At 36.1% G+C, this 16,411-nt stretch carries 16 protein-coding genes, 1 tRNA gene, 1 other RNA gene and 1 other annotated feature; of the genes, 13 read left to right on the plus strand and 5 right to left on the minus strand.

Annotated features, from left to right (window positions below):
- Positions 1-439: 439 nt before the first annotated feature.
- Positions 440-1,396, minus strand: coding sequence for a YaaC family protein (locus tag LC095_RS25865; protein WP_226530801.1), 957 nt, complete (start codon positions 1,394-1,396; stop codon positions 440-442).
- 121 nt (positions 1,397-1,517) lie between these two features.
- Between LC095_RS25865 and guaB the strand changes: the two genes are divergently transcribed.
- From guaB to LC095_RS25895, 6 genes are all read left to right on the plus strand, one after another.
- A complete protein-coding gene (guaB, locus tag LC095_RS25870; protein WP_226530802.1) occupies positions 1,518-2,981 on the plus strand; it encodes an IMP dehydrogenase in 1,464 nt (487 codons plus the stop codon).
- A 195-nt stretch (positions 2,982-3,176) separates the two neighbouring features.
- Complete coding sequence (locus tag LC095_RS25875) at positions 3,177-4,505, plus strand: D-alanyl-D-alanine carboxypeptidase family protein (protein WP_226530812.1); 1,329 nt, start codon at positions 3,177-3,179, stop codon at positions 4,503-4,505.
- Between the two features lie 291 nt (positions 4,506-4,796).
- Entirely contained in the window at positions 4,797-5,684 is an 888-nt protein-coding gene (pdxS, locus tag LC095_RS25880) for a pyridoxal 5'-phosphate synthase lyase subunit PdxS (RefSeq protein WP_026562781.1), read from the plus strand.
- Between the two features lie 18 nt (positions 5,685-5,702).
- A complete protein-coding gene (gene pdxT / locus LC095_RS25885; RefSeq protein ID WP_226530803.1) occupies positions 5,703-6,278 on the plus strand; it encodes a pyridoxal 5'-phosphate synthase glutaminase subunit PdxT in 576 nt (191 codons plus the stop codon).
- 64 nt (positions 6,279-6,342) lie between these two features.
- Positions 6,343-6,561 (plus strand) — a binding site (T-box leader).
- 73 nt (positions 6,562-6,634) lie between these two features.
- Positions 6,635-7,918 (plus strand): serine--tRNA ligase, encoded by a 1,284-nt coding sequence (gene serS / locus LC095_RS25890; protein ID WP_226530804.1) that lies wholly within the window; start codon positions 6,635-6,637, stop codon positions 7,916-7,918.
- 135 nt (positions 7,919-8,053) lie between these two features.
- Positions 8,054-8,146 (plus strand) — tRNA-Ser (locus LC095_RS25895).
- 208 nt (positions 8,147-8,354) lie between these two features.
- On the opposite strand, the gene LC095_RS25900 is transcribed toward LC095_RS25895, so the two are convergent.
- The 4 genes from LC095_RS25900 to LC095_RS25915 all read right to left on the minus strand — a co-directional run bounded on the left by LC095_RS25900 (position 8,355) and on the right by LC095_RS25915 (position 11,716).
- A complete protein-coding gene (locus LC095_RS25900; RefSeq protein ID WP_226530805.1) occupies positions 8,355-9,023 on the minus strand; it encodes a deoxynucleoside kinase in 669 nt (222 codons plus the stop codon).
- Complete coding sequence (locus LC095_RS25905) at positions 9,001-9,657, minus strand: deoxynucleoside kinase (RefSeq protein ID WP_226530806.1); 657 nt, start codon at positions 9,655-9,657, stop codon at positions 9,001-9,003. The genes LC095_RS25900 and LC095_RS25905 overlap by 23 nt, the downstream gene beginning before the upstream one ends.
- Positions 9,658-9,826: 169 nt before the next feature.
- Positions 9,827-11,116 carry a glycosyl hydrolase family 18 protein gene (locus LC095_RS25910; protein ID WP_226530807.1) on the minus strand — a complete coding sequence of 430 codons (1,290 nt, stop codon included), beginning with the start codon at positions 11,114-11,116 and terminating at the stop codon, positions 9,827-9,829.
- Between the two features lie 63 nt (positions 11,117-11,179).
- The gene (locus LC095_RS25915) at positions 11,180-11,716 is read right to left on the minus strand and encodes an isochorismatase family cysteine hydrolase (protein WP_226530808.1); all 537 of its coding nucleotides are present in this window, start codon (positions 11,714-11,716) and stop codon (positions 11,180-11,182) included.
- Between the two features lie 94 nt (positions 11,717-11,810).
- On the opposite strand from LC095_RS25915, the gene tadA reads away from it, so the two are divergent.
- From tadA to LC095_RS25950, 7 genes are all read left to right on the plus strand, one after another.
- On the plus strand, positions 11,811-12,275 hold the full coding sequence (gene tadA, locus LC095_RS25920; protein ID WP_226530809.1) for a tRNA adenosine(34) deaminase TadA: 465 nt from the start codon (positions 11,811-11,813) through the stop codon (positions 12,273-12,275).
- Between the two features lie 109 nt (positions 12,276-12,384).
- An RNA gene (ffs, locus tag LC095_RS25925) (signal recognition particle sRNA large type) lies at positions 12,385-12,648 on the plus strand.
- Positions 12,649-12,851: 203 nt separating this feature from the next.
- Positions 12,852-14,543 carry a DNA polymerase III subunit gamma/tau gene (gene dnaX / locus LC095_RS25930; protein ID WP_226530810.1) on the plus strand — a complete coding sequence of 564 codons (1,692 nt, stop codon included), beginning with the start codon at positions 12,852-12,854 and terminating at the stop codon, positions 14,541-14,543.
- A gap of 20 nt (positions 14,544-14,563) precedes the next feature.
- Entirely contained in the window at positions 14,564-14,887 is a 324-nt protein-coding gene (locus tag LC095_RS25935) for a YbaB/EbfC family nucleoid-associated protein (RefSeq protein WP_226530813.1), read from the plus strand.
- 10 nt (positions 14,888-14,897) lie between these two features.
- Positions 14,898-15,494, plus strand: a complete 597-nt coding sequence (recR, locus tag LC095_RS25940; protein ID WP_226530811.1) for a recombination protein RecR — start codon at positions 14,898-14,900, stop codon at positions 15,492-15,494.
- 13 nt (positions 15,495-15,507) lie between these two features.
- Positions 15,508-15,729 carry a YaaL family protein gene (locus tag LC095_RS25945; RefSeq protein ID WP_026562792.1) on the plus strand — a complete coding sequence of 74 codons (222 nt, stop codon included), beginning with the start codon at positions 15,508-15,510 and terminating at the stop codon, positions 15,727-15,729.
- A gap of 75 nt (positions 15,730-15,804) precedes the next feature.
- On the plus strand, positions 15,805-16,071 hold the full coding sequence (locus LC095_RS25950) for a pro-sigmaK processing inhibitor BofA family protein (protein ID WP_026562793.1): 267 nt from the start codon (positions 15,805-15,807) through the stop codon (positions 16,069-16,071).
- Positions 16,072-16,411 lie beyond the last annotated feature (340 nt).

Genomic DNA, 16,411 nt, shown 5'->3' on the forward strand with positions numbered 1-16,411 from the left:
CCGAACACGGAAGTTAAGCTCTTCAGCGCCGATGGTAGTTGGGGGTTTCCCCCTGTGAGAGTAGGACGTTGCCAAGTAAGAAGAGGAAGAAAAGATCAGTAGAGATACTGGTCTTTTTTGCATGAATTAAATGATTGTAGAAAAACCGAAGGTTTTATCGTAAAGAGGTAGAAACAAAATATACTGTGGATTTTTGGCGGAATTTGTAGAATAGTAGATAAATTAAAATAATCGAAGATAAATTGCTGAAAATCGAAGATAAAATGAAGTAATCGAAGATAAATTAATTTAACTCTATGTTAATGTGTACGCACACAGACACATGACACTGAACGAACAAGCTGACGCGGAGATTCCCACGCTTGTCGCAAGCCAGCAGAAATCTGAACGTAAAAAAGAGAAGCTACCCTGAGGTTTAGCTTCTCCTTTAATGTAAAATTCACAAATGTTCTTCTAAAAACTTCAAAATAAAATAAGGGATCTTTCTTTTAGCTATTTCCATATAACGTAGAATAATTGGATAGTCATCATTTGATGTTCCTAATAGGAGTTCATACCACCACTCAGTTTCATAACGCGAGATCATACTCAGGTTATATAGCAATAAGTAGTGAACGAGAAGTTCCGGAAGGGAAAGAAATGATTCACGTTTGTTTGGTAAATAAAATGCATTATCCTCGATATGAAATAAAAAGGGTGAACAGTGAAACGTATGATTTGAATATTTAGTTCGTAAAATAACTTGGTTATTCGTAGCATCTTTTTCCCGCTCAAGATGGTGATTTTTCCCTAAAAATTCAGAAAGTCTTTCAGCTGACATATGGAAATATTGAGCAGTGGTATCTGTTAAAATGATTTCACGTTGGCCAGTTGTTTCAACTTTCACGTAATTTTTTTTAGCTTGATGAAACAACAAAACATCGTTCATCTCAGCTATTTGGTTAAGAAGTAATTCCATTGAGTATTTTTCAGCTTCAAGATGATCCTGTATTTGAAAAAGTTCCTTTGCAACATGGCTGAACAAACCGTTTCTCTGAACTTTTATTTCATCTTTTAAAAATTGATATTGTTGTTTTTTCCTTTTTCTGCTTGATGCCCCATGTGCTAGTACTGATGAAGTTGAAGGGTAGTTGGGATCCTTTATTAATAAGCATGCTTTCAATAGCTGTGATATCCCGTAAAAGAGCAAAATTGGCTGAATGGCATGTGGTGATTGATTTGCCTGTAAAAAGAAATTTTCACCATGTTTAAGAAAGTAAATAAATCGGTAACAATTATCATAGGACAATCCACTTGAGTTTTCGATTGAATGATTTTGATAACACTTTTCTAATTTCTTTTGAATCGTTTGCGTTGAATAATATGATAGTAAGCGTTCCCAATATAAGGCTGGCATGAATTGTACACTCCAATTAGTTAATTCAAAATATTTAAACTCTTTATTCCTTTCTTGACAGTCTGAAAACATGTTGATAATCTACTAATAATATTTTGCCGAAAAGAGGGGGATTTTACTAATGTGGGAACAAAAATTTTCTAAAGAAGGCTTAACTTTTGATGATGTTCTATTAGTACCAGCAAAATCTGAGGTATTACCAAGAGATGTGGATTTGAGTGTACAGCTTACACCAAGCTTAAAACTTAATATTCCAATTATAAGTGCTGGTATGGATACTGTAACAGAAGCTGAATTAGCTATTGCGATTGCAAGACAAGGTGGAATTGGTGTTATTCATAAGAATATGTCAATTGAACAGCAAGCAGAGCAAGTGGATAAAGTAAAAAGATCTGAAAGAGGAGTTATAACAGATCCGTTTTATTTAACTCCAGATCATCAAGTTTTTGATGCAGAGCATTTAATGGGTAAATATAGAATTTCAGGTGTTCCAGTTGTAAATAACCCCGAGGAAGAAAAATTAGTTGGTATTATCACAAACCGTGATATGAGATTCATTCAAGATTACTCAATAAAAATCAGCGATGTTATGACAAAGGAAAATCTTGTAACAGCTTCGGTAGGAACAACTCTAAAAGAAGCTGAAAGTATTTTACAAAAGCATAAAATTGAAAAACTACCTTTAGTGGATAGTGAAGGTATTTTAAAAGGACTTATTACAATTAAGGATATTGAAAAAGTAATTGAGTTTCCTAATTCAGCTAAGGATGCACAAGGACGTCTTGTTGTTGCTGCAGCAGTTGGTGTGACAGGTGACACAATGATTCGTGTCCAAAAGCTAGTTGAAGCCAATGTAGACGCAATTGTAGTTGATACAGCACATGGTCATTCCAAAGGTGTTCTAGAAACAGTTAAGGCGATTCGTAATGAATATCCAGAGCTAAATATCGTTGCTGGAAATGTTGCAACTGCTGAAGCGACAAAAGATTTAATTGAAGCTGGTGCAAATGTTGTCAAAGTAGGAATTGGACCTGGTTCTATTTGTACAACTCGCGTAGTTGCCGGAGTCGGTGTACCACAGATTACAGCAGTATTTGACTGTGCTACAGAAGCAAGAAAACATGGTGTAGCTATTATTGCAGATGGAGGTATTAAGTACTCTGGTGATATGGTAAAAGCATTAGCTGCAGGTGGTCATGCTGTTATGTTAGGAAGTTTACTTGCAGGTACTTCTGAAAGTCCTGGTGCGACAGAAATCTTCCAAGGAAGACGTTTTAAAGTATATCGTGGAATGGGTTCTGTAGCTGCAATGGAAAAAGGAAGTAAAGACCGTTACTTCCAAGAAGACAATAAAAAGTTCGTTCCTGAGGGAATTGAAGGAAGAACTCCATATAAAGGGCCGATAGCAGATACAATTTATCAATTGGTTGGTGGAATTCGTTCTGGAATGGGATATTGTGGAACTAAGAATCTTGAAGAACTTCGAGAAAATTCACAATTTATCCGCATGACTGGAGCAGGCTTAAAAGAGAGTCATCCACATGATGTTCAAATTACGAAAGAAGCCCCAAATTACTCGTTATAATAAGTCTTTTGGATTAAATCTTATCCAAATATGACAGATCTATAACATTTGACAGAGTCTATGGCTCTGTCTATTTTTTTTGTCTTTTCTATGATAAAATCAATTTTGTTGTTTCTTTAAGAAAGTAAAATTCAAGTGGAGTTTTTATATAGATAATAAAATGTGGAGGTAGTATACAAAGTGAGAATAAAGAAAATGATGGCAGTCCTTTTTGCTATAACTTTTATTGTTTCATCCATTTTTCCTTTTACGTCTGCTAAAGCTGCAGAGCCAATTACAATTAATGCAGGGGCAGCAATTATAATTGAGGAATCAACTGGAACTGTTTTATATGGGAAAAATATCGATGAAAAGCTACCTATTGCCAGTATGGCAAAGGTAATGACAGAATACTTAGTACTAGAGGCTGTTAAAGAAGGGAAAATCAGCTGGGATCAAACCTATAAACCAAGTGAATATGTTTATAAGATCTCACAAAATAGAAGTCTTTCAAATGTTCCTTTAAGATTGGATGGCAGCTATAATGTAAAAGAATTATATGAGGCAATGGCCATTTACTCTGCTAACGGTGCGGCAATTGCTTTGTCAGAAATAATTGCAGGATCAGAAAAGGCTTTTGTCAAAATGATGAACGATAAAGCAAAAGAACTAGGCTTAACAAATTATGAATTTGTTAATGCGACAGGATTGGAAAATAAGGATTTAGCTGGTATGCATCCTGAAGGAACAGATGTGAATGCAGAAAGTAAATTATCAGCAAGAGATATGGCCTTACTTTCACAAAGGTTAATTCAAGACTATCCAGAGGTTTTAGAGACAGCAAGCATTCCTAGAAAAACCTTTAGAGAAGGCACAGATGATGCAACTGAAATGCCAAACTGGAACTGGATGCTTCCAGAGTTAGTTTTTGGTTATGAAGGTGTAGACGGTCTTAAAACTGGATCAACCTCTTCTGCGGGATCTTGTTTTACTGCTACTGCAACTAAAAATGGTATGCGTGTTATTTCAGTTGTGATGGATGCACAAGGAAATGGCGGAGACGTGAAGGATTCACGCTTTCCTGAGACAGAAAAAATGTTGGACTATGCATTCAATAACTTCTCAGTAAAAGAAGTATTTCCAGCTAATTATCAAATTGATAAACAATCAACAATTCCTGTTGTAAAAGGAAAAGAAGATACAGTATCCATTCATACAAAAGATGCAGTAACACTAGTTGTGAAAAAGGGTGAAGAGGATGCCTATAAACCAGCATTTGAAATTGACCAAGATCAATTGTCAAAAGCAGGAGAATTGACGGCACCAGTTAAAAAAGATCATGTAGTCGGAAAAATGACGATAAAATATGAGGGTGAAGGTCAAGCCCTAACAAATATCAAAAGTGACACACTCTCTCAAGTAGATCTTGTTACAAAAGAAACTGTCGAGAAGGCTAACTGGTTTGTTCTCTCTATGAGAGGCATTGGAGGCTTCTTTGGCGGTTTATGGGGCACAGTATCAGACACAGTAAAAGGCTGGTTTTAATTATTGATGAAAAGACTCTCTTTATAGGGAGTCTTTTTTATACACTTCTATTTATTGTAAGCTCATTAAAAAGGATGAAAAAAGATATTCGATTTATAAAATCTGAGTTATAATAGAAAATTATTATATAAGAAATGATAGAATAGTAAAACATATAGGAATTGTTTTACTAATTACATGAATTTTGATAGGATTTTTTTAGAACTTAGGATAAAATATAGCGTAGATGAATTTTTCTCAATCTAAAACAAATCCTATATAGTAGGACATTACATAAGGGGGACAACCACAATGAGTAATACAACAGGTACTGACCGCGTAAAACGTGGAATGGCAGAAATGCAAAAAGGCGGCGTCATCATGGACGTTGTAAATGCAGAACAAGCTAAAATCGCTGAGGAAGCAGGCGCAGTTGCCGTAATGGCACTTGAACGAGTTCCTGCTGATATTCGTGCTGCCGGTGGTGTAGCAAGAATGGCTGATCCAACAATTGTAGAAGAAGTAATGAATGCTGTATCAATTCCAGTTATGGCAAAAGCACGTATCGGACATATTGTAGAGGCACGTGTGTTAGAGGCAATGGGTGTTGACTATATTGATGAAAGTGAAGTTTTAACTCCTGCAGATGAAGAGTATCACTTACTAAAAAGTGACTTCACAGTACCATTTGTTTGTGGTTGTCGTGATCTAGGTGAAGCAACTCGTCGTATTGCAGAGGGTGCGTCGATGCTTCGTACAAAAGGTGAGCCAGGAACAGGAAACATTGTTGAAGCTGTTCGTCATATGCGTAAAGTAAATGCACAAATTCGTAAGGTTGCAGCTATGAGCGAAGATGAGTTAATGACAGAAGCGAAAAATTTAGGCGCTCCTTTTGAACTTCTCCTTCAAATTAAAAAAGAAGGAAAATTACCGGTTGTTAACTTCGCTGCTGGTGGTGTAGCAACTCCTGCGGATGCTGCGTTAATGATGCAGCTTGGTGCTGATGGAGTATTTGTTGGATCTGGTATCTTCAAATCAGAAAACCCAGCTAAGTTTGCACGTTCTATAGTTGAAGCAACAACTCATTACCAAGATTACGAACTAATTGCGAAACTTTCTAAAGGACTTGGATCTGCAATGCAAGGAGTCGAAATTTCGAGTCTTCTACCAGAGCAAAGAATGCAAGAGCGTGGTTGGTAATAAAAAGGAGTTTTTAACATGTTGAAAATTGGTGTATTAGGATTACAAGGTGCTGTTAGGGAGCATATCCGCTCAATAGAAGCATGTGGAGCTGAAGGAGTTATTGTTAAAACAGTTGATCAGCTTGCAGACCTTGATGGCTTAATCATGCCAGGTGGCGAGAGTACAACGATGCGCCGTCTTATCGATAAATATAGTTTTATGGAACCATTAAAGGAGTTTGCTGCATCTGGAAAGCCTATGTTTGGAACATGTGCAGGATTAATTCTTTTGGCTAAGAATCTTGTGGGATATGATCAATCCCACTTAGGATTATTAGATGTAACGGTAGAGCGTAATTCATTTGGACGACAAAAGGATAGCTTTGAGGCTGAATTGATGATTACCGGTGTTGGAGAGGACTTTGTAGGAGTCTTTATCCGCGCTCCTCATATTGTTGAGGTTGGAGAAGATGTTGAGATCCTATCGAAGCACAACGGTCGAATTGTTGCAGCTCGCCAAGGACAATTTCTTGGCTGCTCATTCCATCCTGAGTTAACTGATGATCATCGAATGACTCAATTATTTATCAATATGGTAAAAGAGTCTAAATAAGTTGTATAAAAAACTTGCGACTACTGTAAACTTATAGTAAATTAATTTATACTTAATCAAATAAGCAAACGTGATGATAGGAATTAGTAGCATGATGTTCTATCTATAGAGAGCCGGTGGCTGGTGAAAACCGGTGATAGATGCTTGTGAATCCATCCTTGAATGAATAGCTGAACTAACAAACGTTAAAGTAGGCAATTCCGGCTATGACCGTTATTCATTAAGTGAAGAATACGAGGTATTCTTAACTAGGGTGGCAACGCGGGTAACTCTCGTCCCTTTTTGGGACGGGAGTTTTTTTGTTGCTTAAATTTCTTTGATTGCGAATGTATATTCAAAAAAGGAGTGTAAATATTATGTTGGATAGTAAATTTCTTCGTACCAATCTTGAAGAAGTAAAAGAAAAGTTATCTAAACGTGGTGAAGACCTAACTGATTTTGGGAAATTTGAAGAGCTTGATAAAACGAGAAGAGAGCTTATCGCTGCTACAGAAGAATTAAAAAGCAAAAGAAATGATGTTTCTGCACAAGTCGCTCAATTAAAAAGGGAAAAGCAGGATGCTGATCACTTAATTAAAGAAATGAAAGAAGTAGGAGAGAAAATTAAAGGATATGATGAACAATTACGTAAAGTAGAGGCTGAACTTGATAACCTTTTATTATCTATTCCAAATATTCCTCATGAAAGTGTTCCAGTTGGAGATACAGAGGATGATAATGTAGAGATTAGAAAGTGGGGAGAACAACCACACTTTGAATTCGAGCCAAAGCCACACTGGGACATTGCAGATGGTTTACAAATTCTAGATTTTGAACGAGCAGCCAAAGTTACAGGAAGCCGTTTTGTTTTTTACCGTGGGTTGGGTGCACGTTTAGAAAGGGCACTATTTAACTTTATGTTAGATCTTCATGTTGACGAGCATGGTTATACAGAAATCATACCTCCTTTCATCGTGAATCGTGATAGTATGACAGGTACAGGTCAGTTGCCTAAATTTGAAGAAGATGCATTTAAGATCGCAGGAGAAGATTACTTCTTAATTCCAACTGCTGAAGTACCTGTTACAAATATGCACCGTGAGGAAATACTCAATGTTGAACAACTTCCTATTAGTTATGCTGCATTTAGTGCAAATTTCCGTTCTGAAGCTGGATCTGCAGGAAGAGATACAAGAGGATTAATACGTCAACATCAATTTAATAAAGTAGAGCTAGTTCGCTTTGTTAAGCCAGAGGATTCTTATGAGGAGCTTGAGAAGCTGACAGGACATGCTGAAAAAGTGCTTCAACTATTGGGACTTCCATATCGGGTAATGAGCATGTGTACAGCAGATTTAGGATTTACAGCAGCTAAAAAATATGACCTTGAAGTTTGGATCCCAAGCTATGGAACATACCGTGAAATTTCTTCTTGCAGTAATTTCGAGGCGTTCCAGGCACGCCGAGCAAATATTCGATTTAGAAGAGATCCAAAAGCAAAGGTGGAGCCTGTTCACACATTAAATGGATCAGGATTAGCTATTGGACGAACAGTTGCTGCCATCTTGGAAAATTACCAACAGGAAGATGGATCTGTCATTATTCCAGAGGTGCTTAGACCTTATATGGGTAATAAAGAAAGAATTAGTATAGTTGACTAAAAATATAGGGATTTAATTGTCCCCTTACTTGGATATAATACAATGTGAAGTATTTATTTTCATAACAATAAAAAAAGTTTTAATAAAATGTTGACAAGCATATAAAAACTATGATAAATTATATCTTGTCAATACGGAGGAATACCCAAGTCCGGCTGAAGGGATCGGTCTTGAAAACCGACAGGGGTGTCAAAGCCCGCAGGGGTTCGAATCCCCTTTCCTCCTCCATAATTTTAAAATTTAATCTCATATTCAGCGCATAAAATATGGGAGATTGATGTAAAATCGTTACTAGAGTGTAACGATTTTTTTTATTCCTTCAGAAAGTATAAAAAGATCAATGTATTCAAATTTTAGGATTAGTAATAAACTAAAGTTTTCTAATAAAAAGAAAAAGAGGATGACATAAAGGAACGTAAACCTTTATGTCATCCTCTTATTTTTTTAAAAATTTCGTCTGTTCAATAAAATAGCCAATTCTCTCTATAATAGGTTCGATAGACTTTTCATTTTCCATAATATCATAATCATTAATATTGATACGTAGTACAGGACAGGCATTAAAATTATTAATCCAATTTTCATATCTTTGGTGCATTTCAGTCCAATATTCAACAGGTGTTTGCTGTTCCATTGGACGTCCGCGAAGTTTAATTCTCGATAAAATATCATCCAAGCTTCCTTCTAAATAAATGAGAAGGTCTGGATGTGGAAAATAAGGAGTCATGACCATAGCATCAAAAAGGTTTTTATAGGTTTCATAGTCAACTTCAGACATTGTACCTTTTTCATAATGCATTTTTGCAAATATCCCCGTATCTTCGTAAATTGAACGATCCTGAATGAATCCTCCACCATATTCAAAAATCCTCTTTTGCTCTTTAAAACGTTCTGCTAAAAAATAAATTTGTAAATGAAAGCTCCATCTTTCAAAATCAGCATAGAATTTATCAAGATAAGGATTTGAGTCTACCTTTTCGAAAGATGTTTTGAAATTCAATTCCTGTGCAAGAGCGTTTGTCATTGTGGATTTTCCAACACCTACAGTACCAGCTATCGTAATGACAGCGTTGTGAGGAATTTTATATTTTTCGCGTAAATTCATCTGTCGTTGCTCCTTTTTGCAAGTACTGATCTAATGTTTTAAATATATATGTTAAGTCTTGTTTATTTTGAACGAAGTCCAATGTATCACCGTTAAAACGAATAACTGGAATTGAAGGATTATCTTTTTCCCACTGTAACATAGCAATTTCATAGTCCTCTGAAAGCTGCTGTAGGTAATGGGGATCAATTTTTTGCTCTATTTCACGGCCTCTTTTTTCTATTCGGCTTAATAGTGTATCAAGACTAGCAGTCAGATAAATGAGTATGTTAGGTTTTGGCATGCCTTCTGTTAAGATATCATAGATTTTCAAATACTTATCATATTGTTCATGCCTTAATGTACGTTTGGCAAAGATAAGATTTTTATAGATATGATAGTCAGCTACAACTGGTTTATCTGCTTGTAGATACTCTTTATTAATGTCTTCTAACTGTTTATATCGATTGCAAAGAAAAAACATTTCCGTTTGAAAGCTCCATTCTTCAATATCTGTATAGAACTTTCCTAGAAAGGGGTTTTCTTCAACAATTTCTTTTAATAAGTAGAATTGATAATACTCAGCAATTGCCTTCGCTAATGATGTTTTACCAACACCAATTGGCCCCTCTACAGTAATAAAGGGTATATTCATTATGGGTCCTCCTTTGAAACGAAACACCTAAACTTAAAAATCGACAAATTTCATTTTACCATGCAACTCTCTATTTGAGTAATGATTTATAAGATTGTTTACATTTTCTAATTTTTAATCTGAAAATAAAAAAAGGCACCCATATTATGAACGAGTACCTGTTACTGTGTTATTCTTTCTTTTCTATTTGAAAATTATCAGCTAGTAATAACCAATTTTGAGGAAATGAAAGGCCAAGTTTCCAATAGCTAATTCCGCGTAGATCCAGTTCTTTTATAAGGTCAAATTTTGCTTGAATTGATCTTGCATCCTCAAACCAGACCTCATGCTCTTTTCCGTTTGTATCTGTGTAATTAAAATGAGGTGCCTGTGCTTCTTGATCATAAAGGATTGGCACATTATTTGTACTTGCGAGCTGAATAGCCTGCTGAGGGCTGACTGCTTTCGCATATTGTCCTCCAGGAACAAAAGGTAAGGTCCAATCATACCCATATAAATTTTGCCCCATCATAATTTTACGACTTGGCATTTCTGTAATGGCATACTCCAAAACATCCCTCACAGGGCCTATAGGAGAAACAGCCATTGGTGGACCGCCACTATATCCCCATTCATATGTCATAATAACAACAAAATCAACAATCTGTCCGTGTGCTTTATAATCATGTGCTTCATACCAACGACCTTTTTGTGTAGCACTCGTTTTAGGTGCCAGTGCTGTAGAGAGAAGCCAACCTTCCTGACTGAAACGGGCCTTTGCTTTTCTTAAAAATTGGTTGTATGCTTCACGATCTTGAGGTCTTAAAAACTCCATATCAAAATGGATATCACGGAAGCCATATTTTTTGGCAGTTGTGACAATGTTATTTAAAAGTTTATTTTGTATTTCTGTATTTGTTAAAATAATTCTTCCTAGTTCATCACTAAATTGGTCATTTTCTAAATTCGTAATCGCCATCATCAATGTAACATTATTTTGTCGGGCGATTTGAGGGAAATTATTTAGAAGTGGTTCTTTAAGTGTTCCATCTCGTTGAATTTGGAAACTAAATGGTCCTAAATAAGTTAAGTAAGGTGCTGCATCTCTTGCTGCTTGCTCAAGATTAGCTGTAACACTTGTGCCTCTTGGTTCAATATAAGCGTTAGATTCTACCGATCTCTTTTCACCTTCAGGAATATAGAGTCTTACCCCTATTGAGAGAGGTTGATTCAAGGGAATATTATTAATTCTAGCCAATTCTGATGCGGGAAGTCCAAATCTTTGGGCTATTGAATATAAACTATCACCAGATTGTACCCAATAAAACCTTCCCTTAATAGGAATCACAATTCCCTGGCCAATAACTAAATTATTTGGGTTTTGAATTTCATTTGTGCGAATAATTTCCTCTGCGGTTGTACTGTAAGCCTGTGCAATACCAAACAAGCTTTGTCCTTGTTGGACAATATGTATTTGCATGTTTGTCCTCCTCAAAATACAATTTTGTACATCATATGTTGAGAGGGCTTGATGCATGTTAAATTAATTTTCTCTATGAATAATCGTAGCTTTGAGTGTGTTTTCCATCATACTTAAGGCAAATTCATTATCTTTCATAGAATTTGATGCAATACAGTCAGCTGGGATTGTTATATCGTATTCTCTCATATAAGCATCATTCGCTGTAAAAAGTACACATATGTTTCCAGCTATCCCGGTAATCACGACTTCCTTTACGTTAAGGCTATATAATAATGTGTTCAGTGCGGTTCCGTAAAAAGCAGAGTGTTTTGGTTTAATTAAAAAATAATCATCATCGTTTGGAAACAAACGGTGAATAATCTTTTCACTTAATGGATTACTACATTTTTGAGCGATTTTTTCAAAGTTAGCCTGCCATAAGTTATAATGGTCATTAACATAGATAATAGGGCATTTATTCTCTTTCATTTTATTTTTTAGTGAGAGAATATTGTGGGAGATTGTTTCAGTTTGTTCCGCTAAGATAGGGCCATGATTGAAATTGAAGTCATTAATCATGTCTATAATAAGTAATGCTTGTTTGGATTTTTGCTGCATAACAATCATTTCTCCTTTTTATAACAATTTAGGCTGACTTTTCCTACTTTTAATATGTACAATTGTACCATTTCTACGAGGAGGATATACAGAATTGAATGACCAGTATTATATGAAATTAGCCTTAGATGAAGCAGAAAAGGCTAAGGAGATAGGCGAAGTTCCAATTGGAGCAGTTATTGTATTAAATAATACCGTTATTTCATCAGCTCATAATTTAAGAGAAAGGGAACAGCGGTCAATTGCCCATGCGGAAATTTTAGCAATAGATAAAGCTTGTAATGAGATAGGTTCCTGGAGATTAGAAAATGCAACATTGTATGTCACATTAGAGCCGTGTCCAATGTGTGCCGGGGCAATTGTGTTGTCGAGAATCGGAAGAGTTGTGTATGGAGCCTCAGATCCTAAAGGAGGTTGTGCAGGTACATTGATGAATCTTTTACAAGAAGAAAGGTTTAATCATCAGGTTGATCTAACAAAGGGAATTGAGGAGCAGGCATGTAGTGAGTTGTTAAGCTCATTTTTTAGAGATCTAAGAAAACGTAAAAAACACAAATGACAAACCTGACAAAAACTTACATCTACTAGAAGTTGCAATTTATATGATTAGGATATATACTTATACATGCGTCGATAAAACGATGCAACTTAATATGGTATCAATTTTGCCGTGCTAAGCGGGGAGGTAGCGGTGCCCTGTACTCGCAATCCGCTCTAGCGAGGCCGAATCCCTTCTAGAGGTTAGCTCACTGTAGGGCTGCCTTAAGTAAGTGGTGTTGACGCTTGGGTCCTGCGCAATGGGAATCCATGAACCATGTCAGGTCCGGAAGGAAGCAGCATTAAGTGGAAGCTCTCATGTGCCGCAGGGTTGCCTGAGCCGAGCTAACTGCTTAAGTAACGCCTATGGTGGTTAATCGACGGAAGGTGCACGGCAGTTAATATTTTAAATGAAACTCACTCTTTTCGGGTGAGTTTTTTATTTAGATTAAGAATTGAAAATCTTACACTTAGTGTAGGTGTTTCGCCCAGTATGTCCCAGGCTGACCAAGGTGCGTACGCTTTTCTTAGAAACAACTTTGTAAATATGCCGATGGTTGTTATAATAAAGATGATGAAATAGAAGGGAGACGTTTTTGTGGGTTATCAAGCATTATATCGTGTTTTTCGACCACAGATATTTCATGATGTGGTTGGCCAAGAACATATAACAAAAACCTTACAAAATGCCCTGTTACAAAATAAGTTTTCACATGCTTATCTTTTTTCCGGACCACGTGGGACAGGGAAAACAAGTGCAGCAAAGATCTTTGCAAAAGCAGTCAATTGTGAAAGAGCACCAGTAGCTGAGCCTTGTAATGAGTGTGCTGCTTGTAAAGGTATTACAAACGGTTCCATTTCAGATGTGATTGAAATTGATGCTGCATCTAACAATGGTGTCGATGAAATAAGAGATATTAGGGATAAAGTGAAATTTGCTCCATCTGCTGTTCAATATAAAGTATATATTGTTGATGAAGTTCATATGTTATCCATTGGGGCTTTTAATGCTTTGTTAAAAACTCTTGAAGAACCACCAAAGCATGTCATTTTTATACTAGCTACTACTGAACCTCATAAAATTCCTTTAACAATAATCTCTCGCTGTCAACGATTCGATTTCCGAAGAATTACAGCTGCTTCGATTGTAGGGAGAATGAAAGAGATCATACATAACCAACAGGTAAATGTAGAAGAGGATGCACTGGACGTTATTGCAAGAGCTGCTGATGGTGGTATGCGTGATGCGTTGAGTTTACTGGATCAAGCAATTTCATATAGTGATGATCAAGTAACATTAAATGAAGCATTGCTTATAACAGGGTCTGTATCACAAGAGATCGTTGGGAAAATTGCTGAAGCCATACATCAAAAAGATGTGACGGTTGCCCTGCAAGCATTGGATCAATTAATGTATCAAGGAAAAGACCCGAGCAGATTTATTGAAGACTTTATTTTTTATTATCGTGATATGCTCTTATACCAGACAGCACCAACACTAGAGGATGTCTTAGAGCGTGTGTCAGTAGATAATCAATTTATTCAATTATCAAAAGAAATTCCTTCTGCTGAAATATATGAGATTATTGAGTTGTTAAGCAAGAGTCAACAGGAAATGAAATGGACAAATCATCCCCGTATCTTTCTTGAGGTTGCGTTGGTAAAGCTTTGTCAACAAACAACAAATAAATCTCAATATGATCAAGAGGAATACCAGTCTTTACTAGAAAAAATAACAAGTCTACAGTCAGAGGTAAATCGACTTAAGCAGCAAGGAATTGCAGCTCCTCAACAAGGGAATCCAGGTTCAAAAGAGCCAAAGCAGAGGTCAATGAAAAGCGGCTATAAAACACCTGAAGGAAGAATACAGGAAATTTTAAAGACTGCAACCAGAAAAGATTTGGAAGTCATTAAAGGGAGATGGGCAGAGCTATTAGAAATGCTTCGACGCCAGAATAAAGTATCCCATGCAGCACTTTTAAATGATAGCGAGCCGGTAGCAGCTTCTGAAAATGCGTTTGTATTAAAATTCAAGTTTGAAATTCATTGTAAAATGGTAGCGGAAAATAACAACAATGTACGCACCAATTTAGAAGTAATACTGCAAGAGATTGTCGGTAAAAGCATGGAAATGGTTGGCGTTCCTGAGCATGATTGGGTTAAAATAAGAAAAGAATTTCTAAAAGATCAAAAAGATGAAGATCAAACTCAGCAAAATGGTGAAGAAGATCCGCTTATTGCTGAAGCAAGAAAATTAGTTGGAAATGAACTAATTGAAATAAAAGATTGATTTGGAGGAATGATGTTATGATGCGTGGCGGTATGGGAAATATGCAAAAAATGATGAAGCAAATGCAAAAAATGCAAAAGGATATGGCGAAAGCACAAGAGGAACTAGCTGAAAAAACTGTAGAAGGTACAGCTGGCGGCGGCATGGTAACAGTTGTAGTAAATGGACAAAAAGAAGTGCTTGAAGTAAGTATCAAAGAGGAAGTTGTAGATCCGGAAGATATCGAAATGCTTCAAGACTTAGTACTAGCTGCAACGAATGATGCGTTGAAAAAGATGGATGACCTTACAAATGAGACAATGGGTCAGTTCACAAAAGGAATGAACTTACCAGGAATGTTCTAGGAGGATTATCATGCATTATCCTGAACCAATATCGAAGCTAATTGATAGCTTTATGAAGTTGCCAGGAATTGGTCCGAAAACGGCCGTTCGACTGGCTTTTTTTGTCCTAAACATGAAAGAAGATGTTGTGCTTGATTTTGCAAAAGCACTAGTGAATGCAAAAAGGAATCTTACCTATTGTTCTGTTTGCGGACATATAACTGATCAAGATCCTTGCTACATTTGTGAAGATGATCGACGGGATAAAAGTGTTGTATGTGTGGTGCAAGACCCCAAAGATGTTATAGCCATGGAAAAAATGAAGGAATACAACGGCTTATATCATGTACTGCATGGATCTATATCACCTATGGAGGGAATAGGACCGGAGGATATAAAAATTCCTGAACTTTTGAAAAGATTGCAGGATGATGTTATACAAGAGGTCATTCTTGCTACAAACCCTAATATTGAAGGGGAAGCAACAGCCATGTATATTTCAAGGCTTTTAAAACCATCTGGTATTAAACTAACGAGGATTGCTCATGGTTTACCAGTGGGTGGAGATCTGGAATATGCCGATGAGGTTACTTTATCAAAAGCGTTAGAAGGAAGAAGAGAATTATAGAGGAGGATGTTTTATGCTTTTTCGTCGGAAGGGCTGGTTAAGGAATCAATACGATCAACAACTAATACAAAACTTGCTCACGATGAAAAAAGAGTGGAATCGGCAAAAACAGTTAGTTGATAAAAGTGTTGAACCTTCTCCTGAGGTACTCTATGATTTGAAAATTGCAGAAGCAAAATATTTCTTTCTACTCAAAGAAGCAAAACATCGAAATATTAAAATAGGAAAAATATAAAAGTAGATAGCTTGTTCTAATTTATCACTTTCCTCATATCTTATTATTAAAAAGAGATAAAAGGGGAGTGTTTTAGTGGATCCTATTTTAGTTTTTTCTGTAATAGGCGGAATTATTTTAATTTTGTTATTTGTAGGAGCTCCTATTCGACCATTACAATGGCTTGGGCGACTTTCGATAAAGATAATAATCGGAGCACTGCTGTTATTTTTTGTTAATGCTTTTGGTACAAGCATAGACTTACATATCCCAATTAACTTAATTACTTCAAGTGTATCAGGGATATTAGGGATACCAGGATTGGCAGCATTAGTTATTATAAAAATGTTTATTGTAAGTTAACATACATGTAGGCTAGGAAATCAGAAGAGAAGGAGACACATACTTTTCTTTCTGATTTTTTTATTGTTAATGTTTATTGACATGTTTTTTGAGAGATGATATATTATTATTCGTCTTCCAAAAAGGACGGACAAACGAGTTGAAAAAACTTCGAAAAAGTTGTTGACTTAAAAATGATAATCATGTTATTATATTAAAGTCGCTTCTTGATGAAGTGATAAAAAGTTCTTTGAAAACTAAACAAAACCAAGCGTGCCAACGTTAATTTCGATTAACAAAAACGTACTATATAGTACAAATTTTTATGAGCTATATCAAACACTTTATTGGAGAGTTTGAT

The sequence above is a fragment of the Metabacillus niabensis genome (assembly GCF_020524345.1).
GTDB lineage: Bacteria > Bacillota > Bacilli > Bacillales > Bacillaceae > Metabacillus > Metabacillus niabensis_B.